Source organism: Halomonas aestuarii, from assembly GCF_001886615.1.
In the GTDB taxonomy this organism is placed as follows: Bacteria; Pseudomonadota; Gammaproteobacteria; order Pseudomonadales; family Halomonadaceae; genus Halomonas; species Halomonas aestuarii.
Map to the genome: position 1 here is coordinate 229656 of NZ_CP018139.1, position 20063 is coordinate 249718.

Here is a 20063-nt window from a genome sequence, read left to right on the forward strand (position 1 = left end):
GGACGGGGCAAGATTCTCCGTCGCCACGTCACCCTCACTCAGGACGAAGGCAGACAGCCGGTGGGGCCAGCGCCAGCGGCCAGCACGCGCAGGCGAACCTCGAGATCATGGCGCCGGTAGTCGGTATCGAAGGCCATCACCTCGACGACGGTATCATCGCGCCGGCCGACCAGTATCGGCGCCGAGTGGTAAACGAAACGCTCGCCATCCACCGTCATCTGCAGGCGTGGCAGGCCCTCCTCGTCGTACTCCAGCCGCAGCGAATCGAAGCGCCATGTCAGCGGAGTGTCGTCGGCACAGCTCGCCAGATCCAGCGCAACGCCCGGTGTCAGCTCGAAGCGCTGCCGCTCCAGTACCCTGCCCTCCGCATCGGTCACCACCAGCCGGTAGGCACGTGGCCCCGCATAGGGCGCGCCCTCCCCGGGCAGGGTCGCCAGCAGCGCGGCGCGGACGGGCTCAACCGGAAACAGCGGCGGCTGATACGGCAGCGTGTTGCCAGGGCCGGGACGATAGACGAAGCGCAACGAGAGCAGCCGTTCACTGCTGACATCGAGGCCCGGCACGCTGCCGGACATCGACAGCACCTCTCGCGGCTCCCAGGCCAGCTTGGCGTAGCGCCCCTGGGGGGTACGCAGGAAGAGCGTGCCGGGAGTGTCGTCAAGCGTCAGCCTCGCCGCCGAGAGTGGCGCGGGCGAGGCATCCAGGTAGCGAAGCAGGTAGCCCCGGCTGGGGGTGGCGATGCCCTGGGCCTCGGCCGGCACGAAGTGAAGCCCTCCCCCTTCGGCGACCACCAGGGTGACCTCGAAGGGCTCACGCCGTAATTCGAGGGGGTAGAGATCGACTCGCGCGAGGTCATGATTCGGGCCATGGTCAATGAACGACCAGCCGAAGGGCTCGCCCGCCTCGTCCCAGCCCAGATAGGCGGTGCCGCCGGGCAGATGCGCATCACGGATGGCCACCGTTTGCAGGAACAGGTCTGCCCCCGGTGCCGCATGGCCCATGTCCAGGGTCTGATAGCCCACCGCCTCGGCCTTGAGCCGGCCACCGCCCGTGCCCACCAGCCACACCGGCCCCGGCAAGGGCACCCGAAAGCGGCCCTCGTCGTCGGTGGTCGACGTGGCCACATAACTTTTATCCCAGATCAACTGGCCATCATGGTCGCTTCGCCCCCAGCCATAGCGGCGCAATGTCACAGTGGCACCAGCCACCGGCGCATCGCTGCCATACTCGACAAGCTGGCCCGATACCGGTGCCGGCGACAGCCACCACGGCGCCAGCCATGTCAGCATCAGGAAGGCGGCCAGGCCCATGGCAAGGGCCACGGCAAGGCGGCGAAACGCTCGGGAACGGCCGCTCATGGCGCGTCAGGCCTCGGCCACCCGCCGAGGAACCGGGCGGCGTCGAAGGCGATGCGCCGATGTCTCGATACCAGCACGATGTTCCTCGGGCCCAGTCGCGTGTGAAGGTCCGCCTCCAGCAGCGTCTCGCCGCGGAAGGTGACGGCCAACCTTTCGCCCAGGTGGGAAGAGAGCAGGCCTTGGAAGGCCCCAAAACATTGGGGTGTTTCGGGCATATCGAAACGCAGGTGCATCAGGTCATTCTCGGCGAGGGCATGGCCTACCCGTTGGGCACAGACCGGGGTCAACACGAAGCGCTCGGCGCCCATGGTGAAGACCACGCCCTCATCATCGGCGTGAACCAGGGGCACCGCCAGCGCCAGCACAGCAAACAGCGACAGATGGAACATCACTCCCTCGCGTCTCAAGAATGCATGCAGCATAGCAACATGGCGCTGCCATCAAGACCATGGAGAACCATGGCTCAAGATTACCCTGCCATTTGCTGTACTATATTTTGTAAACATCATCATTCTTCAACAACGTCTTTGGTAAAATAGCGGCTTTTTAAGCGTAGCGCGGAAATGGTGGCGGTTTACCCAAACCCGGAAATGTTAATCTTTCAATCGCCTTTCATGGAAGAGCCCCGCTATTCTCCAGCAAGTCATTAATTGACTCCGCCATCTCTTGATATCCCGCTTCATTAAAGTGAATCTGGTCAGATTTCAGGGATGGATCACGGAGCAAATCAACAATCAGAGATCCGTCATACACCAAATCGAAATCCTCGGCGAGCTCCTCATAAAATGGCGCAGAACTGGAAAACAAGCTCTTCTTAGGAACACCGATCAGCACTACCGGGATACCTCGACTTTGCGACATCTCGATCATCACCCTCAGATTCTGCTTGATTACAGAATGACTTATATTTCGAAGAATATCATTACCGCCTTCAATCAGAATCACCAAATCCGGGGAAGAACGCTCAAGCTCAACTGGCAATCGTTCCAGACCTCTATCGGTTTTTTCACCGGAAACACCGGCATTGATCACGTTCAACCCCGTGAGATCGGCGAGCACTGCAGGATAACTTCTTGATCTTGTCGTACCAACCCCGTCAGTCAGGCTATCGCCGAAGGCCAGAATCGTCCCACCCTTTGCGATAGGGTCAAGTTTTGGTTCGTTACAACCGTTAAATAAAATTGTGAAAACAAGAACTGAGAGGATCTTAATATTTTTATTTAAACGATACATTATACTCACTCTTGGTTACGCCCAACGCCGCGCTCTGCGGAAAATTTGTCCGACAGCCGCGGCTTGTTATGTGGCATTACTGCTTTGTTCATAACTTACCGATCGTCATTAGCTCCACCGGATCGGTTGGAAACACAGCCGCCCGCCCGAGATAGATGCTGTCTCTGAGTACTTAGGCGGGATCTCGTGCCGAGCGGCAAGATGGGATTAACATGCCTTCTATCTCAGTTTCTGGAAGACACGCGGATCGATCGCCGCAGCGCCTAACATGCCACCCGTAAGCGCCCCAGCGATTCCAGGGCTCATAACGTCCTGCCCTGACAGGAACAAACCGGGAACAGGCGTGCGGGCATTGAGTGCATCCGATAACAACCGGCGCGGGCTTGTTTCGACGCCATAGAACCCCCCCTTCTCGTGACCGGTGAATGAGGCGGTTGCGAGTGGAGTGCCAAGCTCACGGTAGACGACAAGTGGCGCCAAATCTGGGAATTTCTCTTCGAAGCACGCCAACATCCTGGATTCGATACTCTGCTTAAATACTGCCCACTCTTCGGGACGCTGCTCAGCACCTCCATTTGCAAATTCGGCTACTGACGACCAATCGGCCCACACCAGCATATCGCCAGTGTGCCTGTTCGAGGGGCCGGGTTCGTGCGTGGCATCCTTGAGGGATCCAAACGAGACGAACATCATCGGAATTGGCTCGTTGCCCGGCGCTGCAAAGATGGCGTCATTGGTGTCCCAGCTGTCGTAAAACCAGTGGTTTGAACGCGTCGCTCCGTGTTTGGCGATGTCTCCCTCGAAGCCAAGAAAAAGATCGAAGTGGCAGATCGACGGCTTGAATGTAGCTATCTCACGAGCCCAGTCCTGCTCACGAATTTTCTCCGGTAGCAGGTGCTTCACGGTTTCACCGGCACCGATCGCGGATACGATGAACGGCGCGTTGAATTCTTCACCGGATTTGGTGCGCACACCCACGGCTTTGTCATCTTCAAGCAATATTTCACTAACCGACATTCCGGTTCGGGCACTGCCTCCCGCTGCTTCGATCACCGGAACAAGACCCTTCGCGATGGCAGCAGCGCCGCCCACGGGATAGCCGGCGCCTTCAAGGTAGTGGCCCATGACGGTGGCATGAAAGGCAAAGCTCGCTTCTTTCGGATTGCCGCCATAGGTGCCCCACTGCGCCGACAACACGGAGGCAAGCTTCGGGTTGCTGATGAGCTCTGCAATCACCTCGGCGGTCGTGCGACTGCACCAGCGCTGGATCTTCCTTTTATTCCACCAGTGATGAGCGGAACGGAACGGCTCAGGTATCGCTCGCTCGGCACCCACCATGTGCCCGGCTTCCTCCGCCGACAGCAATGCCTGGAAGTAGGCATCTATTTCGGCAACATTATCGGGAAAATGGTCTTTAAGCTCCATCTTGTAGGCTTCAGCCGGGCGCCCAACGGATATCTCGAAGCCATCCGGGAAGTGAAGCGTGTCATAGACGGTACCAACCGAGCGAAACTCGATTGTTCCGCCGCTGAGCCAGTCCAAGATCCGGCCCGCAGGTTGGTCATGGCCGAATGTACCGCAATAATGAAGGCCGACATCCCAGGTGAAGCCGTTTCGTGAGAAGGAATGTGTAAGCCCACCAAATGCCTGCGCTTGCTCAAGCAGCAGGACTTTGTGATCTAGCCGGGAAAGCGCAGCGGCCGTCGTCATTCCACCCATGCCGGACCCGATAACAATGACGTCGAACTCGTTTGCTGACTGTTTGGCTGTCATTCGGCTGCGCTCCTCTTATTCTTGATATATATCAAAAATACCTGGAACCGATCGCTTTGGGCCAAAAAAAGACATTTTCACTTCATCTCCGAACCCAAAGCGCGCACATGCCACCTAGCCACATAACGCTCTCCGTCACCGGTGTCAAAGCCGCAGCGAAGCGGAGGTTTTAGCATCCGGTGCATGGCCTGGTCATGTGTGTTTAGTCGACAACGAATAGCTTGGCGCCTCGCTCAGTCGATGAACGGTGAAGCTCTGCATTATCTGCGACCTGATAGCTCATACCGCGACTGAGTACGAAACGCCGACCGTCTTCCAGTTCAGTATGAAGCTCGCCTTCTAGACAGAGAAGTATGTGTCCCTTGGCACACCAATGATCGGCCAAATAGCCTGGGCTGTACTCAACCATTCGCACTCGGATATCGCCGAATTTTCGGGTTTTCCAGTAAGCCACACCCTGTTCCCCGGAGTGCTCGGTCTTCTCAACTTCAGACCAATCAGTAACCCCAAAAGGCAAATCCGTGATGTTCAAGACTGCTACTCCTTAAGCACATAACAGGTATTAGACTGCGTGCTCGATATTTCACTTGAACGCGCATGCGCGTTGAACAATATTATGCTGCGCATCAGCCTTCCACATAACCTACTGAAATACCCAAACATTAAGCATAATCCAGCAGGATAATACCCATAATCGTGCATGCTGCATAACACGGCTGAACGAGCATGCGGCATTTGTCGTGAAGTCCGCTTGGTATCGATCCCCACCATATGCTCGGCAAACCAGCCAACCACCATCGCCTTGCCTAGGTCGAGGGGCGTCGCGAGGAGGTCTGTTCAGTGTAGTCCGGCGGTGGCGCAGCCGGCCTCTTTCCACAGCACATCGTCGATGTTCTTGAAGGTCTGCTCGAACATGGGGGGCGCGGATCCTTGCGATGAGAAATCGTGGGAATAATGCTACGCCGCGGTGCCCCGGGGCGCCGATCGCCGATCGCCGATGGAGGAGAGCATTGCGCTGCCAGCAGCGCTCCCACGAAGACCTGCTGGGTGCCAGAAGTGGGGATTCAGGCCTTGGCGACCTTCACCGCCGTGCCGGTCGCGACCAGGAACAGCATCGACTTGCCGCCGCCGGAGATCTCGCTGTAGTCGAGGTCGATGCCGATGACGGCATTGGCCCCCATGTCACTCGCCTCCCGACGCAGCTCATCCAGGCAGGCCACCCTGGCGTCGCGCAGGGCATCCTGGGACGACTTGTTGCGCCCGCCGAAGAAGTCGCGAAAGCCGGCGAACATGTCCTTGAGGATGTTCATGCCAAACACGCACTCGGCCGAGACGATATCGATATGCTCGGTCACGCGGTAACCCTCGAGGTGGGACGAGGTGGTCAGGATGACTCGGTCGGACATGGCACTCTCTCCGTTCATGGGTGGTACTTCAGGTCATGGGTAGTGCTTCAGGATGACGGTTCACTGCTGCACTGCTCTGCGTACTGGCAACGGTCCTGTCCCGACGGCCGGGTCCAGGCCGCCGCCCTGCGGCCGGTGTGGCGCCTGACCGTCAGCATGTCACCAAAGGTAACCAGGGACCAGTTCGCAAGGCCGGGCTGACGGCCCCCCCGGAAGGGTCGCCGGGTGCCGGGGAGAACGTCGATGGGAAGAAGGCGATGGAGAGATGGGCCCTTGCGTGCTCACACGGGACACCCATGAGGGGGGGCGTGATATGCTCGCCGCATCATCAACCGGCATCCCCGCCGATCGTCGAGGAGAGCAACATGGCTCAGGCAAGCGCACGTCATATCCTGGTGGACAGCGAAGCGAAATGTAACGAACTCAAGGCCGAGATCGAGGGCGGTCGCGACTTCGCCGAGGTCGCTCGCGAGCACTCCACCTGCCCGTCCGGTCGCCAGGGCGGCGAGCTCGGCACCTTCGGCCCGGGGCAGATGGTGCCGGAATTCGACAAGGTGGTGTTCTCCGCCGAGGTGGGCACGGTCCAGGGCCCGGTGAAGACCCAGTTCGGCTACCACCTGCTGGAGGTCACCAGCCGCAGCTGAGGACATCCCCGCCGTCAGGAGCCGCGCATGGACCTCATGGGCGGCTTTTTCTTGTACAATACCTGTATGACGTGGAGGATGACGGCAGGAAACCGCCATCGACAACGACCCCGGAGGAGCCCCCGATGAACGACGAGACCTTCAACCACAGCGTCCGCAAGCTGCTGAAGAACGTCGGCGTGAACACCCAGCAGGAGATCGAGAAGGCCGTGCAGCAGGCACTGGCCGATGGTCGCCTGCAGGGCGACGAGACGCTCCCGGCACGCGTGAAGGTCGAGGTGGCGGGCCTGGCACTGGACCTCGAGTTCACGGGAGACATCACCCTTGAGTGACGCGCCGATCATCCGTGTCGAGGGGCTGTCGAAGACCTTTGCCGACGGCTTCCAGGCGCTGGTCGATGTCGACCTCGAGATCCAGCGGGGCGAGATCTTCGCCCTGCTCGGCCCCAATGGCGCGGGCAAGACGACCCTGATCAGCGTGATCTGCGGGCTGGTCAACGCCAGCCAGGGCCGGGTGCTGGTGGATGGCCACGACAACGTCAGCGATTACCGCGCCGCCCGGGCGCTGATCGGCCTGGTGCCCCAGGAGCTGACCAACGAGGCCTTCACCACGGTGTGGGACACGGTCAGCTTCAGCCGCGGGCTGTTCGGCAAGCCCAAGGATCCGGGGCACATCGAGAAGGTGCTGCGCTCTCTGACCCTGTGGGACAAACGCAACAGCCGGCTGCTGGAACTCTCCGGCGGCATGAAGCGCCGAGTGCTGATCGCCAAGGCGCTGTCCCACGAGCCCCAGGTGCTGTTCCTGGACGAGCCCACCGCCGGGGTGGACGTGGAGCTGCGCCGCGAGATGTGGGAGGTGGTCCGCGGCCTGCGCGACCAGGGGGTGACCATCATCCTCACCACCCACTACATCGAGGAGGCCGAGGAGATGGCCGACCGCATCGGGGTGATCCGCCGCGGGGAGATCGTGCTGGTGGAGAACACCCATGCCCTGATGCGCAAGCTCGGCAGCAAGGAGCTGACCCTGCACCTGCAGCAGCCCCTGGAGGCGGTGCCGGAATCCCTCTCGGGCCACGGCCTGGCACTCGCCAACGAGGGCCAGGCGCTGGTCTACAGCTATGATGCGGCCAGCCAGGAAGGCGGCTCGACCATCTCCGGACTGCTGGCCGACGTGGAGGCGGTGGGGTTGAAGGTCAAGGATCTGAATACCCGCCAGAGTTCGCTGGAGGACATCTTCGTCAGCCTGGTCCAGGAGCGTCGCTGAACATGAAGAGCTTGAACCTGCAGTCCGTCAAGACCCTCTATCTCGCCGAGATGGCCCGCAGCCTGCGCACCATGCTGCAGAGCATCGTCTCGCCGGTGATCTCCACCTCGCTCTACTTCGTGGTGTTCGGTGCAGCCATCGGCACGCGGATCAGCGAGGTGAACGGGGTGAGCTACGGCGCCTTCATCGTGCCGGGCCTGATCATGCTGATGCTGCTGACCCAGAGCGTCTCCAACGCCTCCTTCGGCATCTTCTTTCCGCGCTTCTCGGGCTCGATCTACGAGATCCTCTCGGCGCCGATGTCCTACGTCGAGGTGATGGTGGGCTATGTGGGGGCGGCGGCGACCAAATCGCTGATCCTCGGCGCCATCGTGCTGGTCACGGCGCGGCTGTTCGTGCCCTACTCCATCGATCATCCGCTGATGATGGGAGTATTCCTGGTGCTCACGGCGGTGACCTTCAGCCTGCTCGGCTTCATCATCGGCATCTGGGCCGACGGCTTCGAGAAGCTGCAGCTGGTCCCGTTGCTGGTGATCACTCCCCTGACCTTCCTCGGCGGCACCTTCTACTCCATCGACATGCTGCCGCGCTTCTGGCAGTTGGTGACCCTGGCCAACCCGGTAGTCTACCTGGTGAGCGGCTTCCGCTGGAGCTTCTATGGCATCAGCGACGTGAGCCCGCTGGTCAGCCTGGGGATGATCCTGCTGTTCCTGGCGGCGGCGCTCGCCGTGGTGGGGTGGATCTTCAAGAGCGGCTATCGGCTCAAGCCCTGATCATGCCCGGATCAAGGTGCCGGCCAGGCCCTCGAGGATCCGGCCGGCATCCTGCAGCGCGCCGATGCCGGCGATGCCGCCCCGGGCCGTCACGAACTCGCAGGCAGCCGCCACCTTGGGGCCCATGGAGCCCGGCTCGAACGTCATGACGGAAAGCTCCCCGGGGGTCACCCGATGCAGGGGTCGAGGGTCGGGCCCGCCCCAGCCGTCGAACACGGCCTCCACGTCGGTCAGCAGCAGCAGGGCATCGGCATCCAGCCGGGCCGCCAGCAGCCCCGCGGCATAGTCCTTGTCGATCACCGCCTCGACCCCTTCCAGGCGCCCGCCGGCGCCCCGCACGGTGGGAATGCCGCCGCCCCCGGCGCAGATCACCACCACCCCCGCCTCGACCAGCCGGCTGATGATGTCGATGGGCAGGATGCGCCGCGGCAGGGGCGAGGCAACGACACGCCGCCATCGCCCGGGCGACGCCTCGACGAAGGCCCAGCCCTTCTCGACCTTCCATCGGCGCGTGGTCTCGAGGTCGTAGTCGGGCCCGATGGGCTTGGTCGGAAAGAGGAAGGCGGGGTCATCGGCATCCACCTCGACCCGGGTCAGCAGGCTGGCGCAGCTGGCCCCGGCCGGCATCTCGTTCATCAGCTCCGCCTCGATCAGGTAGCCGATCATGCCCTCGGTCTGGGCATCCATCACGTCCAGCGGATAGGCCTCCACCTGCGGGTAGGCCATGGCCTGGAGCGCGAGCAGCCCCACCTGGGGGCCATTGCCGTGGGTCACCACGACCTGGTGCCTCCCCGCCAGCTCGGCCAGGCCCACCGCGGCCTGCCGCACGTTATGGCGCTGGTTGTCTATGGTCATGGGCTCGCCACGCCGCAACAGGGCGCTGCCGCCCAGGGCTACCACGATGCGCATGCGGGTTCGCCTCCGGCGTCGATGTCGGGCTGCACGGTCATGTCGGGTCTTGCCCCGGCGCGCAGGCGCGGCAGCGAGCACTCCCCCACTTCATCAGCATAGCCCGGAAGCAAGGCCCGGAGACGTTGGGAGAGACGGCCCCATGACACGGGCCGGCTATCGAGCGGCGCCCCCGGCGGGTATCATCCCCACCCTCGCCCCACCACCGCGGAGCTCCCATGCCGATCCTGCACAGCATCATCCATCGCATCGACACGGCCTCCGGCGAGACGCCGGCGCTGACGCCCGCCGCCGAGGAGCTCGCCTCCTCGCCGGCAGTGGACGACCTGCTGGCCGGCGTGAATGACGCCTTCAACGCCAAGCCCAAGGCCTGGGGCCACTTCGTCGACGCCACGCCCGAGGGCGAGGTGAGCTCGCCGTTTCCCACCGAACTCGCCGACTACCTCGATGGGGGCCGCGACTTCGCCACCTTCAGCCGCGATGTGGCAAAGCGCCTCGCCGACCTGATCGCGGACCACCTGACGCTCTCCGGCGACCTGTTGATGGTCGACCAGCGCGTCGGCGACGCCCGCTACCTGAGCCTGGCACTGCTGCATCACCGCAGCGGGTTCGGCGTCGACGACAGCCTCGCCGTCGTGCCGGTCCGCCAGCTCAACCTGACCCAGATGAGCCTGGCCGCGCGCCTCGACATCCACCAGTGGCGCGGCGACTCGCCCTCGAAGCAGTACCTCTCCTGGACCCGGGATCGCGGCGGAAAGAAGCTCGCCGAGGGCTTCGCCGCCCTGCTCGGCGCCGCGGAGGGCGTGGACGCCACGGGCGAGACCCGCACCCTGCTCAAGGCCTTCAGCGACTATGTGGAACAGGAGGATCTGCCCGAGGAGGCCAGCCGCGAGAAGACCGACGCGCTGATCGACTACGCCAGCGACCAGGCCCGTCGCGGCGAGCCGATCACCCTGGAGGAACTCTCGGAGGTGCTCGACGAGCAGCAGCCGAAGGCCTTCTACGACCATATCCGCCACGCCGACTACGGCCTCTCCCCGGAGATCCCGCCGGACCGGCGGACCCTCAACCAGTTCCGACGCTTCACCGGCCGCTCGGGCGGGGTGTCGATCAGCTTCGATTCCCACCTGCTCGGATCCAGCGTGGAATACGACGAGGACCAGGACCGGCTGATCATCAAGCAGGTGCCCAGGCAGCTGCGGGAGCAGCTCAAGCGGCAGGACTGACCCCCCGGTGCGCGAGCGCCGCAGGGCGGGTATGCTGAGCCTGGATCCACCGCCGGGAGAGACGCCATGAGCCGCATCCTGATCCTCCAGGGCCATCCGGACCGCGAGGTGCCACACCTGCTCCACGCCCTGGCCGACCACTATCGCCAGGGGGCCGAGGGACGAGGGCACGAGGTGCGCACCGTGACGATCGCCGACCTGGCGTTCCCCCTGCTGAACAGCCAGCGGGCCTGGACCGAGGAGCCCATGCCGGCCGCGCTCGAGCCTGCACGGGACGCCATTGCCTGGTGCGAGCACCTGGTGCTGTTCTTCCCGCTGTGGCTGGGCGACATGCCGGCCCTGGTGAAGGGCTTCCTCGAGCAGGTGATGCGTCCCCACTTCGCCTTCGAGTACGTGGAGGGCAACCCTCTGGGTCGCAAGGGACTGAAGGGCCGTTCGGCAAGGGTGGTGGTGACCATGGGCATGCCTGCGGCGATCTACCGGCATGTCTATCGCGCCCACAGCGTCAGGTCGCTGGAACGCAATATCCTGGGCTTCGTCGGCTTCGCGCCGGTGCGCGAGACGCTGGTCGGCTCGGTGGAGAACCTCGACGAGGCCGGCCACCACAAGTGGTTCACCCGCCTGCAAAAGATGGGCGCCAAGGCGGAATGACCGCGCTCCCCGGCGAGCGGGGTCTCATACTTCCTCTGTAAGCGATCGCTTACGCGCTACTTGAGACGATTACTACACTTTCACGAAGTGGCTGGCGAATATCCGGATTCGTCGCCATGCTTGCCAGGTAGCGCGACCGTGTGATTATCCTCCACGGTTCGACCACAGGAAGCAGCTCCTATCGAACGACGCCCGACGACCGGTGGCAGCATGACGGTCGCCGGTCCTCAAGGACGTCGCGAATGGCCACCAACTCAGGGGATGGCGAAGACTTCGATTGGCGTGGCGAATTCAGGGACCCCGCCAGGGAGGCCCAGTTTCGCCGCACCATGCGGGCCCACGACGCCTGCCAGCTGCGTCACGCCCTGACGATCGGCGCCGGCCTCTTCCTCGCTTTCAGCCTGACGGACTACTACCTGCTGGGCGCGGGATTCGACTTCCATGTGCTGCTCGGCATGCGGGTCATCGTGGCCCTCGGCCTCCTGCTGCTGGCCCTGGCGGCATGGCGCCGCCCTGCCCTGGCCCAGGCGCCGCTGCCGGTCAACCTGGCCTGCCTGCTGGCGATCAGCGGCCTGCTGCTCACCATCCCGCTGCGCCCGGATGGCCTGATGATGAACCTCGCCTCGCTGGTGGCAACCAGCATGGCCCTCTACCTCTTCATCCCCAACCGGACCCCCTGGATGCTGGCCAGCAACGCCTACCTGAGCGGGGGCCTCATCGCCTCGGTGCTGCTCTGGTCGCCGCTGCCCGGCGGCGAGCTGGCGAACACCCTGCTGCTGCTGGGCTTCGTCAACCTGCTGTGCTGGATGACCGTGACCCGGCTCCACCGGCTGCAGCGTGCGCAGTTCGCCAGCCTGGTCGATGAGCGCTCCGCCAACCGCCGGCTGGCGGCGGAGATCGAGGAGCACAACCAGTTGGAGACGCGCCTGCGCCACATGGCGAGGACCGATGAGCTGACCGGGATCACCAACCGACGGCGTTTCTTCGAACTGGCCGAACAGGAACGGCGTCGGGCGCATCGTGACGGCACGCCCCTGTCGCTGTGCATGGTGGATATCGATCACTTCAAGGACATCAACGACCTGCATGGCCATGCCATCGGGGACCTGGCCCTGACGGTGGTCGCCGCCCGCTGCCAGTCGGTGCTGCGCGAGAGCGACATCATCGGCCGCTATGGCGGCGAGGAGTTCGTCATTGCCCTGCCCCTGGCCAACCTGGTCACCGCCCGCGAGATCGCCGAACGGATGCGCGATGCGGTCTGCCGACAGCCCCTGGAGTTCAACGGCGTGACCCTGGCGCTGTCGGTCACGGTGGGCATCAGCCGGGTCGAAGACAGCGAGACCAGCCTCGACCCCGGACTGCTGCGCGCCGACCAGGCCCTCTACACCGGTAAGGCGAAAGGGCGCAACTGCGTGATGGTGAGGCCGCCGGGCCTCGGCCCCACCCGGCTGGGCAGTACTCCGTCTGCCGTCATGCCAAGTGGGGCTGGAGCCACTGCCGCAGCTGCGGCCCCTGCAATAGACCCGGCTGGCGGGCAACTTCCCCGCCGTTTCTGAAGACGATCAGGGTGGGGATGCTGCGGATGCCGAAACGCGCCGCCAGCGCCTGTTCCTGCTCGGTATTCAGGTTGGCGAAACGCAGCCGCGGCTCGAGTTCACGAGCGGCCTCGGCGAAGATCGGCGCCATCATCTTGCAGGGCCCGCACCAGCTGGCCCAGAAATCCACCACCACCGGCAGGTCGCTGCGTTCGACCAGGGCGGAGAAGTTGGACGCGGTCAATGCCACCGGCTCGCCGGTAAAGAGCGCCTTCCGGCACTTTCCGCACTTCGGCCCCTGGTCGAGTCGTGACCGGTCGACACGGTTGATGGCGTTGCAGTGGGGGCAGCCCAGCTTCAGGGACTCGGTCATGGCGCGCTCCAGGTTGGATGGATTTCCTGCACTATGGCTGGAGCCCGCGGCAGGCATCAAGCGGCATGGCGTCACAGGCGTTGCCAGCGCGCCATGCAGGGCGTCCCGGAGGCTGGTATCGTCGCGGCAATGCCTGCCGGCGACCGCCATGAGACCGCCATGTCCGACCGTCCCGATCCCCGCGTGCTGCTGCGACTGCTGTCACTGCTCTCTCCCTACCGCGGGCGCCTGGCGCTGGCCGCCCTGGCACTGCTCGCCGCCGCGGCCAGCGTGCTGCTGCTCGGCCAGGGGCTGCGCCTGGTGATCGACCAGGGCTTCCTGGCCCGCGATGCCCGGCAGCTCAACCAGGCCCTGATGGGCATGGTGGCCGTGGTGGCGGTGCTGGCGATGGCCTCGGCACTGCGCTACTACCTGGTCACCTGGATCGGCGAGCGCCTGGCCGCCGACCTGCGTCGCCGGGTCTTCGACCACCTGCTCGACCTGGAGCCCGGCTTCTTCGAGAGCAGCACCGGGGAAGGCGGCGGGGCCGGGGAGATCGCCTCCCGACTCACGGCCGACACCAGCGTGCTCCAGAGCCTGTTCGGCTCCTCGGTCTCGCTGGCGGTGCGCAACCTGCTGATGCTGGTCGGCGCCGTGGTGCTGATGCTGGTGACCCAGCCGTGGCTCTCGGCCATCGTGCTGCTGGGCATCCCCGCCACGGTGCTGCCGATCCTCTGGTTCGGTCGCCGGGTGCGGCGCCTCTCCCGCTTCAGCCAGGATCGCGTGGCCGAGTTGGGGCGCTATGCCGGCGAGGCATTGGCCGGCATCCGCACCGTCCAGGCCTTCAACCACGAGGCGCATGATCGCCGGGCCTATGGCGCACGGGTCGAGGAGGCCTTCGCCACCGCCGTGGCACGCACCCGCCAGCGCGCCTGGCTGACTGGCATCGCCATGCTGGCGGTCTTCGCCGCCGTGGGCGTGATGCTCTGGCAGGGGGGCCAGGCCGTGCTGGCCGGCCGCATGAGCGCCGGCGAGCTCTCGGCCTTCGTCTTCTATGCGGTGCTGGCCGCCGGGGCCGTAGCGACCCTGGCCGAGGTGGCCGGGGAGGTGCAGCGGGCCGCCGGGGCCGCCGAGCGCCTGCTGGAGCTGCTTCGGACGCGACCGACGATCCGCGCCCCGGCCCGTCCCCGGCCCCTTCCCGTGCCGCTGCGCGGGGCGATCCAGTTCGAGGGGGTGAGCTTCACCTACCCCGGGCGGGACACGCCGGCGCTGGAGGCGTTCGACCTGCGGATCTCGCCAGGCGAACGGGTCGCCCTGGTGGGCCCGTCCGGGGCGGGCAAGAGCACCCTGCTGTCGCTGCTGCTGCGCTTCCACGACCCCGACCGGGGCACCCTGCGCCTGGACGGCGTCGACCTGCGCGACCTCGACCCGCACGAGCTGCGCGCGGGCCTCGGCCTGGTGGCGCAGGAGCCGGTGCTGTTCAGCGGCACCGTGGCCGACAACCTGCGGTTCGCCGCGCCCGAGGCCGACATCGAGGCGATGCGCCGGGCGGCGCGGGATGCCAACGCCCTGGGCTTCATCGAGGCGCTGCCCCGCGGCCTGGATACGCCGCTCGGCCCCGGCGGCGTGCAGCTCTCCGGCGGACAGCGCCAGCGCCTGGCCATCGCCCGCGCCCTGCTCAGGGATCCGCGGGTGCTGCTGCTCGACGAGGCCACCAGCGCCCTGGACGCCGAGAGCGAGCGCCTCGTCCAGCAGGCGCTGGACCGGCTGATGGCCGAGCGCACGAGCCTGGTGATCGCCCATCGCCTGGCCACCGTGGTCGCCGCCGACCGTCTGCTGGTGATGGACGCAGGCCGCCTGGTTGCCAGCGGGAGTCACCAGGCGCTGCTCGAGACGAGCCCGCTCTATCGCCACCTCGCCGAGCTGCAGTTCGGCCGGCATGCCCTTCCCGTGGCGGCCGACGGCGACTGAGGCCGGACGATCGGGCGACCCGGCCGGGGGGGGCTCAGAACAGCCCGAGCTGGCGGTCGATCAGGGCCGTGAAGTCGTCACCCACGAAGGGCAGGATGGCGTCGGCCACCGGCTGGAGCTGGCGGGTCAGGTAGTGGTCGGCGTCGATCGCCGACGCGTTCGCCTCCAGGGGCTCGGGCCCGGCCACCGTCATCACGTAGCGGATCCAGCCCCCCTGCTGGTACTGGCGCGGCCGTGCCAGCCGGTCGTTGGCCTCGTCGGCGAGCCGGGCGGCGCGCACATGGGGCGGCACGTTGCGACGGTAGTCGTCGAGGCGACGACGCAGCCGCTTGCGGTAGACCAGCCGGTCGTCGAACTCCCCCTCGCGGGTGCGGCGCAGGAACTCCCCGACGTAGTCGCGCACGTACTCTCGCCAGGGCTCGCCTTCGAAGACGCGCCGGTAGAGCTCCTGCTGGAAGGTCTTGGCCAAGGGCGTCCAGTCGCTGCGCACCGTCTCCAGGCCCTTGAAGACCATCCGCTCCTCCCCCGACGCCTCGCGCACCAGCCCCGCATAGCGTTTCTTGCTGCCCGCCTCGGCGCCGCGGATGGTGGGCATCAGGAAACGCCGGTAGTGGGTCTCGAACTGCAGCTCCAGGGCGCTCTCCAGGCCGTACTCGGCGGCGAGGTGCTCGCGCCACCAGGCATTGACGCGTGCCACCAGGCGCCGACCGATCGCCGCGGCCTGCGCCTCGGGATGCTCGCGACCCAGCCACACGAAGGTCGAGTCGGTATCGCCGTAGATGACGGTATACCCCTCCTCCTCGATCAGCTCGCGGGTGCGGTGCATGATGGCGTGGCCGCGCATGGTGATGGAGGAGGCCAGGCGCGCGTCGAAGAAGCGACAGCCCTTCGAGCCCAGCACCCCGTAGAAGCTGTTCATGATGATCTTCAGGGCCTGGGAGAGCGGTGCGTTGCCAGCCTGCTTGGCGGTCTCCCGCCCCTCCCAGACCTGGGCCACGATGGCCGGCAAGGCGTGACGGGTGCGTGAGAACCGCGCACCGCGAAAGCCCGGCACCGAGGCCTCGTCCGAGGGGTCGGCGAGCCCTTCCACCAGCCCCGCGGGGTCGATCAGGAAGCTGCGGATGATCGAGGGATAGAGGCTCTTGAAGTCCAGCACCAGGACCGAGGCGTAGAGGCCGGGCCGGGAGTCCATGACGAACCCGCCGGGACTCTCGGCGGGCTGCCCCTCGCCGAGGCCGGGCGCCACGAAGCCCAGCCGGTGCAACCGCGGCAGGTAGAGGTGGGTGAATGCCGCCACCGAGCCGCCGCTGCGATCGGCCGGAAGCCCCGTGACGCTGGCCCGCTCCAGCAGGAAGTCGAAGAGCTCGGTCGCCTCGAAGATACGCGTCACCAGCTCGCAGTCCTTGAGGTTGTAGCGCGCCAGGGCGGGCTTGTCCTCGGCGAACATGCGCAGGATGTCGTCCAGGCGCTGGTAGGGGTTGTCGATGGCCTTGCCCTCGCCGAGCAGCGCCTGGGCCACGCTCTCCAGGCTGAAGGAGGGAAAGTGCCAGGTGGCCGAGCGCAGCGCCTCGATCCCGTCGATGATCAGCCGACCCGCCGCCGAGGCGAAGTAGTGGTTGGCCTGGCGGCCATGGGCCCGCCACTCCATCTCGCTGCCGTCGCGCCCCAGCGTCAGGGGCACGCCGAGCCGAAGGGCATGCTCGTGGAGGATGCGCAGGTCGAACTGCACCAGGTTCCAGCCGATGATGGCATCCGGGTCGTGCTGCGCGATCCACTGGTTCAGCCGCTCGATCATGGCCGCGCGGCTATCGCAGTAGTCGAGCCGGAAGTCGAGCGCCTCGTCGTTGCCGTTGGGCGGGCCCAGCATGAACACCTGACGGGCCCCGCAGCCCTCGAGCGCGATGGAGGTGAGCTCTCCTCGGGCCGTGGTCTCGATATCCAGCGACACCGGCCTGAGCGTCGGTCGAACGTCCGGGGCGGGCCTGAGGCGGGCCGCCGTCAGACCGCCCTCGCCGTCCGGCGTCCCGGTGGCCTCCACTGGCGCGGTGATGAAGCGCTCCATCAGGTAGCGATCCGGCGGGCGGATATCGTCCTCGAAGACCGCCACGCCGGCCTCCTTCAGCCGCCGCACCACGCGCCCGAGCCGGCGATGCTGCCGGCCATAGAGGCCCAGCACCGGGCGATGGTGAAAGTCGCGCAACGACAGCGGCCGCAGGTCGATCCCGGGCTCGCCGGCGAGTACGGCCTCTGCCCGCTCGCGCTGCGCCTCCGGCAGGAAGGCCACCGACGGCTGCGGCGGCAGACTCACCTTGAGGGGCCCCTGCTCGGTGGCCAGCCAGAACGTGATCTCGTTGCCCCGGGGCGACTCCCGCCAGTGCCGGGTCAGGATGAATCCCTGCCGTGAAACCACCGCCGCTCCTCGTGTCCCTTTGTCAGGACGTGATCATACCGCCGGTGGTGGCGTCTCACACCTCGCCAGACACCTCGACAGGCGGCCATAAAAAAGGCCCCCCGAAGGGGACCAGTTGGAGCACGCCAGCTCACTCGGTGTATCGCCGGCCGCAGGGGTGACCTACCGCTCGGCGATGCGTCATCGGGTTCGGTCGTCGGCCGGTGGGCATCGCCCTCCTGTCGCGGGAACTCGTCGACGTTCTGTCCATCACCCTACGAAATCCGTGCCACCCGACGAAATATCGTTATCAGTCAGAAGGTTGAATAAGATCACCCGCCCGCCCGCCGGCACCAGGGAGCCGCCCGCCCTGCTGCAGTGCACCAAACGAGGACGTGACCGCCCTCGTCGGCGCCATCGCGGCGCATTCGCTCGCCCTCAGGCCCGGTAGTGCACGGCCAGCCAGAGGGTCGTCTGCTCGGGGGCGGTCCAGGCCACCCGATGCCGGCAATGGGCAGGAATCGTGAGGTGGTCGCCGGGCCCCAGCGCCACCTCGTCACCGGAGTCGAAGGCGATCACCGCCTCCCCCTGGAGCACCACCACCCACTCGTGCTGCGGCTGGTCATACCAGCCGGATGCCGGGGAGGAGTGTCCCCGCGAGACGATGCGCTCGATCGTGACGTCTTCCGAACGGGCCAGCGCATCGAAGTGCTCCTCGTCGAGGTCCTCGGGCATCGCGGCGTACAGATTGCGGATCATGGGAACGGCCTCCTCGATGGACGATGATCGCTTGCCACTCGCCCCTGTATAACAGCAAGCTACGTCGAGGCTCGATGCCCTGCGCCCCTTTCTGGAGATTTCTTCATGACTCAACCTCGACTCGGCTTCATCGGGATCGGCCTGATGGGCGAGCCCATGACCCGTCGCCTGCTGGAGGCCGGCTTCGACGTCAGCGTCTGGAACCGCTCGCCCGACAAGACCGCCGGCGTGGCCGAAGCCGGCGCCCGGGTGGCAGGCTCCATCGAGGCGCTGATGACGGAAGTGGACATCGTACTGCTCTGCCTGGCCAACACCGCCGTGGTCGAGGACGTGGTGTTCGGTGAGGGCGGCGTGGCCCAGCACGGCCGCGCCGGCCAGCGCCTGGTGGACCTCTCGAGCTGCGACCCCGCGGCCACGCGCGACTTCGCCGACTGGCTCGGCAGCGAGTGCGGGATGCTCTGGGTGGATGCCCCGGTCTCGGGGGGTGTGGCCGGTGCCGAGGCGGGCAGTCTGGCGATCATGTGTGGCGGCGAGGCCGAGGCGGTGGAGGCGATCCGCCCCGTGCTGGCGCCGCTGTCCGCCCGGGTGACCCACATGGGCCCGGTGGGCAGCGGCCAGGTCACCAAGGTGTGCAACCAGATGATCGTCGGCTGCCAGGCGGCGGTGATCGCCGAGATGGTGGCCCTGGCCGAGGCCAGTGGCGTGGAGGCCGGCCGGCTCACCGAGGCCCTGGCCGGCGGTTTCGCCGACTCGACACCGTTTCGCATCCTCGCCCCGCGCATGGCGGCGAGCGACTTCGACGACCCGCCCTGGCACCTGCGCACCCTGCTGAAGGATCTGGACCTGGCGGTGGCCCAGAGCCAGCGCATCGGCAGCGCCACGCCGATGAGCGGCCTGGCGGCACAGCTGATGCGCGCCCAGGCCCGCCGCGGACACGCCGAGCATGACCCGGCGATCCTGGTCGAGGCCTACCGTCCCGTCGGCAAGGAGGGGGCGACATGAGCCACAACAGGGTGATCTATCTCACCGGCGGCGCCCAGGGCATCGGGCTCGGCATCGCGGCGCACCTGCTGGCCCGGGGCGACAGCGTCGCCCTGACCGACGTCGACGCCCAGGCGGTGGCCGAGTGCCAGGAACGGCTCGGCCATGAGGAGCGGCTGCTGGCCATGGTCTCGGACGTTCGCGACGAGGCCGGTGTCGCCGACAGCCTGGAGCGCACCCTCTCCCGCTTCGGGCGCCTCGACGGGCTCATCCACAACGCCGGCCTGTCCGATCCCTTCGCCGGTCCGCTGGAGTCCCTGGAGCTGGCCACCTGGCAAGCCTACCTCGATACCAACCTGACCGGCGCCTTCCTGTGCGCCAGGCAGGCCGCCCCCCACCTGAGGCGCACGGGGGGCGCCATCGTCAACATCGCCTCCACCCGGGCCCTCCAGTCGGAGCCCGACAGCGAGGCCTACGCCGCCAGCAAGGGGGGCATCGTGGCGCTGACCCATGCCCTGGCGATCAGCCTGGGGCCGGAGATCCGCGTCAACGCCATCAGTCCCGGCTGGATCGAGGTGGGCGACTGGCAGAAACGCGCGCACCAGACGCCGGTGGAGCATCGCGACATCGACCGCGACCAGCATCCCGTGGGGCGCGTCGGCCGCCCGGAGGATGTCGCCGCCATGGCCGCCTTCCTGCTCTCCGACGAGGCGGGCTTCGTCACCGGACAGAACCTCGTGGTGGACGGCGGCATGACGCGCCGGATGCTCTACGCCGAGTGAGACGGCGTCGTTTTCGCCGGCGGTTTGTTCCCGGTCATGCCCTTCCGTACACTTGTTT

Annotated in this window: 20 protein-coding genes; 10 read left to right on the forward strand and 10 right to left on the reverse strand. The window is 66.1% G+C overall.

The window, feature by feature from the left end; all coding sequences use genetic code 11:
• Window positions 1–38: 38 nt before the first annotated feature.
• From BOX17_RS01055 to BOX17_RS01080, 6 genes are all read right to left on the reverse strand, one after another.
• Entirely contained in the window at window positions 39–1358 is a 1320-nt protein-coding gene (locus BOX17_RS01055) for a carboxypeptidase-like regulatory domain-containing protein (RefSeq protein ID WP_125925493.1), read from the reverse strand.
• Window positions 1355–1747 carry a hypothetical protein gene (locus tag BOX17_RS01060; protein WP_071941651.1) on the reverse strand — a complete coding sequence of 131 codons (393 nt, stop codon included), beginning with the start codon at window positions 1745–1747 and terminating at the stop codon, window positions 1355–1357. Before BOX17_RS01060 ends, BOX17_RS01055 begins: the two co-directional genes overlap by 4 nt.
• Before the next feature lie 223 nt (window positions 1748–1970).
• Window positions 1971–2591 (reverse strand): GDSL-type esterase/lipase family protein, encoded by a 621-nt coding sequence (locus BOX17_RS01065; RefSeq protein ID WP_071941652.1) that lies wholly within the window; start codon window positions 2589–2591, stop codon window positions 1971–1973.
• Between the two features lie 219 nt (window positions 2592–2810).
• The gene (locus tag BOX17_RS01070) at window positions 2811–4364 is read right to left on the reverse strand and encodes a phytoene desaturase family protein (RefSeq protein WP_071941653.1); all 1554 of its coding nucleotides are present in this window, start codon (window positions 4362–4364) and stop codon (window positions 2811–2813) included.
• Between the two features lie 202 nt (window positions 4365–4566).
• Window positions 4567–4896 (reverse strand): DHCW motif cupin fold protein, encoded by a 330-nt coding sequence (locus BOX17_RS01075; protein WP_071941654.1) that lies wholly within the window; start codon window positions 4894–4896, stop codon window positions 4567–4569.
• A 532-nt stretch (window positions 4897–5428) separates the two neighbouring features.
• Window positions 5429–5770, reverse strand: coding sequence for a YbjQ family protein (locus BOX17_RS01080; protein WP_071941655.1), 342 nt, complete (start codon window positions 5768–5770; stop codon window positions 5429–5431).
• A 365-nt stretch (window positions 5771–6135) separates the two neighbouring features.
• Between BOX17_RS01080 and BOX17_RS01085 the strand changes: the two genes are divergently transcribed.
• From BOX17_RS01085 to BOX17_RS01100, 4 genes are all read left to right on the forward strand, one after another.
• On the forward strand, window positions 6136–6414 hold the full coding sequence (locus tag BOX17_RS01085; protein WP_071941656.1) for a peptidylprolyl isomerase: 279 nt from the start codon (window positions 6136–6138) through the stop codon (window positions 6412–6414).
• Between the two features lie 125 nt (window positions 6415–6539).
• On the forward strand, window positions 6540–6746 hold the full coding sequence (locus BOX17_RS01090; protein WP_071941657.1) for a DUF6494 family protein: 207 nt from the start codon (window positions 6540–6542) through the stop codon (window positions 6744–6746).
• Window positions 6739–7677: an ABC transporter ATP-binding protein gene (locus BOX17_RS01095; RefSeq protein WP_071941658.1), complete on the forward strand. Its 939-nt coding sequence runs from the start codon at window positions 6739–6741 to the stop codon at window positions 7675–7677. Before BOX17_RS01090 ends, BOX17_RS01095 begins: the two co-directional genes overlap by 8 nt.
• Window positions 7678–7679: 2 nt before the next feature.
• On the forward strand, window positions 7680–8450 hold the full coding sequence (locus BOX17_RS01100) for an ABC transporter permease (protein ID WP_425268701.1): 771 nt from the start codon (window positions 7680–7682) through the stop codon (window positions 8448–8450).
• Here BOX17_RS01100 and BOX17_RS01105 read toward each other — a convergent pair whose 3' ends face one another.
• The gene (locus BOX17_RS01105) at window positions 8451–9359 is read right to left on the reverse strand and encodes a carbamate kinase (protein WP_071941659.1); all 909 of its coding nucleotides are present in this window, start codon (window positions 9357–9359) and stop codon (window positions 8451–8453) included.
• A 218-nt stretch (window positions 9360–9577) separates the two neighbouring features.
• Here BOX17_RS01105 and yejK point away from each other — a divergent pair, with 218 nt between their 5' ends.
• The 3 genes from yejK (at window position 9578) to BOX17_RS17205 (ending at window position 12792) form a co-directional block, all read left to right on the forward strand.
• Window positions 9578–10585, forward strand: a complete 1008-nt coding sequence (yejK, locus tag BOX17_RS01110; RefSeq protein WP_071941660.1) for a nucleoid-associated protein YejK — start codon at window positions 9578–9580, stop codon at window positions 10583–10585.
• A gap of 66 nt (window positions 10586–10651) precedes the next feature.
• Window positions 10652–11236, forward strand: coding sequence for an NAD(P)H-dependent oxidoreductase (locus BOX17_RS01115; RefSeq protein WP_071941661.1), 585 nt, complete (start codon window positions 10652–10654; stop codon window positions 11234–11236).
• 242 nt (window positions 11237–11478) lie between these two features.
• Window positions 11479–12792, forward strand: coding sequence for a GGDEF domain-containing protein (locus BOX17_RS17205; protein ID WP_071941662.1), 1314 nt, complete (start codon window positions 11479–11481; stop codon window positions 12790–12792).
• Here BOX17_RS17205 and trxC read toward each other — a convergent pair.
• Window positions 12707–13144 carry a thioredoxin TrxC gene (trxC, locus tag BOX17_RS01125; RefSeq protein ID WP_071941663.1) on the reverse strand — a complete coding sequence of 146 codons (438 nt, stop codon included), beginning with the start codon at window positions 13142–13144 and terminating at the stop codon, window positions 12707–12709. The genes BOX17_RS17205 and trxC overlap by 86 nt on opposite strands.
• Window positions 13145–13303: 159 nt before the next feature.
• On the opposite strand from trxC, the gene BOX17_RS01130 reads away from it, so the two are divergent.
• Window positions 13304–15094: an ABC transporter transmembrane domain-containing protein gene (locus BOX17_RS01130; protein ID WP_071946535.1), complete on the forward strand. Its 1791-nt coding sequence runs from the start codon at window positions 13304–13306 to the stop codon at window positions 15092–15094.
• Window positions 15095–15128: 34 nt separating this feature from the next.
• On the opposite strand, the gene BOX17_RS01135 is transcribed toward BOX17_RS01130, so the two are convergent.
• Together BOX17_RS01135 and BOX17_RS01140 are read right to left on the reverse strand one after the other, a co-directional pair.
• Window positions 15129–17504: a DNA polymerase II gene (locus tag BOX17_RS01135; RefSeq protein ID WP_071941664.1), complete on the reverse strand. Its 2376-nt coding sequence runs from the start codon at window positions 17502–17504 to the stop codon at window positions 15129–15131.
• Window positions 17505–17921: 417 nt separating this feature from the next.
• Complete coding sequence (locus BOX17_RS01140) at window positions 17922–18242, reverse strand: cupin domain-containing protein (protein ID WP_071941665.1); 321 nt, start codon at window positions 18240–18242, stop codon at window positions 17922–17924.
• Window positions 18243–18347: 105 nt separating this feature from the next.
• On the opposite strand from BOX17_RS01140, the gene BOX17_RS01145 reads away from it, so the two are divergent.
• Together BOX17_RS01145 and BOX17_RS01150 are read left to right on the forward strand one after the other, a co-directional pair.
• Complete coding sequence (locus BOX17_RS01145; protein WP_071941666.1) at window positions 18348–19244, forward strand: NAD(P)-dependent oxidoreductase; 897 nt, start codon at window positions 18348–18350, stop codon at window positions 19242–19244.
• The gene (locus BOX17_RS01150) at window positions 19241–20005 is read left to right on the forward strand and encodes an SDR family oxidoreductase (RefSeq protein ID WP_071941667.1); all 765 of its coding nucleotides are present in this window, start codon (window positions 19241–19243) and stop codon (window positions 20003–20005) included. Before BOX17_RS01145 ends, BOX17_RS01150 begins: the two co-directional genes overlap by 4 nt.
• Window positions 20006–20063 lie beyond the last annotated feature (58 nt).

What these genes read in the sequence shown, in the direction of transcription:
- BOX17_RS01055 (WP_125925493.1), bottom strand. Translation starts at nt 1,358, where the DNA reads ATGAGCGGCCGTTCCCGAGCGTTTCGCCGCCTTGCCGTGGCCCTTGCC.
- BOX17_RS01145 (WP_071941666.1), top strand. Translation starts at nt 18,348, where the DNA reads ATGACTCAACCTCGACTCGGCTTCATCGGGATCGGCCTGATGGGCGAG.
- BOX17_RS01105 (WP_071941659.1), bottom strand. Translation starts at nt 9,359, where the DNA reads ATGCGCATCGTGGTAGCCCTGGGCGGCAGCGCCCTGTTGCGGCGTGGC.
- BOX17_RS01070 (WP_071941653.1), bottom strand. Translation starts at nt 4,364, where the DNA reads ATGACAGCCAAACAGTCAGCAAACGAGTTCGACGTCATTGTTATCGGG.
- BOX17_RS01065 (WP_071941652.1), bottom strand. Translation starts at nt 2,591, where the DNA reads ATGTATCGTTTAAATAAAAATATTAAGATCCTCTCAGTTCTTGTTTTC.
- BOX17_RS01115 (WP_071941661.1), top strand. Translation starts at nt 10,652, where the DNA reads ATGAGCCGCATCCTGATCCTCCAGGGCCATCCGGACCGCGAGGTGCCA.
- BOX17_RS01140 (WP_071941665.1), bottom strand. Translation starts at nt 18,242, where the DNA reads ATGATCCGCAATCTGTACGCCGCGATGCCCGAGGACCTCGACGAGGAG.
- trxC (WP_071941663.1), bottom strand. Translation starts at nt 13,144, where the DNA reads ATGACCGAGTCCCTGAAGCTGGGCTGCCCCCACTGCAACGCCATCAAC.
- BOX17_RS01080 (WP_071941655.1), bottom strand. Translation starts at nt 5,770, where the DNA reads ATGTCCGACCGAGTCATCCTGACCACCTCGTCCCACCTCGAGGGTTAC.
- BOX17_RS01090 (WP_071941657.1), top strand. Translation starts at nt 6,540, where the DNA reads ATGAACGACGAGACCTTCAACCACAGCGTCCGCAAGCTGCTGAAGAAC.
- BOX17_RS17205 (WP_071941662.1), top strand. Translation starts at nt 11,479, where the DNA reads ATGGCCACCAACTCAGGGGATGGCGAAGACTTCGATTGGCGTGGCGAA.
- BOX17_RS01085 (WP_071941656.1), top strand. Translation starts at nt 6,136, where the DNA reads ATGGCTCAGGCAAGCGCACGTCATATCCTGGTGGACAGCGAAGCGAAA.
- BOX17_RS01150 (WP_071941667.1), top strand. Translation starts at nt 19,241, where the DNA reads ATGAGCCACAACAGGGTGATCTATCTCACCGGCGGCGCCCAGGGCATC.
- BOX17_RS01130 (WP_071946535.1), top strand. Translation starts at nt 13,304, where the DNA reads ATGTCCGACCGTCCCGATCCCCGCGTGCTGCTGCGACTGCTGTCACTG.
- BOX17_RS01100 (WP_425268701.1), top strand. Translation starts at nt 7,680, where the DNA reads ATGAAGAGCTTGAACCTGCAGTCCGTCAAGACCCTCTATCTCGCCGAG.
- yejK (WP_071941660.1), top strand. Translation starts at nt 9,578, where the DNA reads ATGCCGATCCTGCACAGCATCATCCATCGCATCGACACGGCCTCCGGC.
- BOX17_RS01060 (WP_071941651.1), bottom strand. Translation starts at nt 1,747, where the DNA reads ATGTTCCATCTGTCGCTGTTTGCTGTGCTGGCGCTGGCGGTGCCCCTG.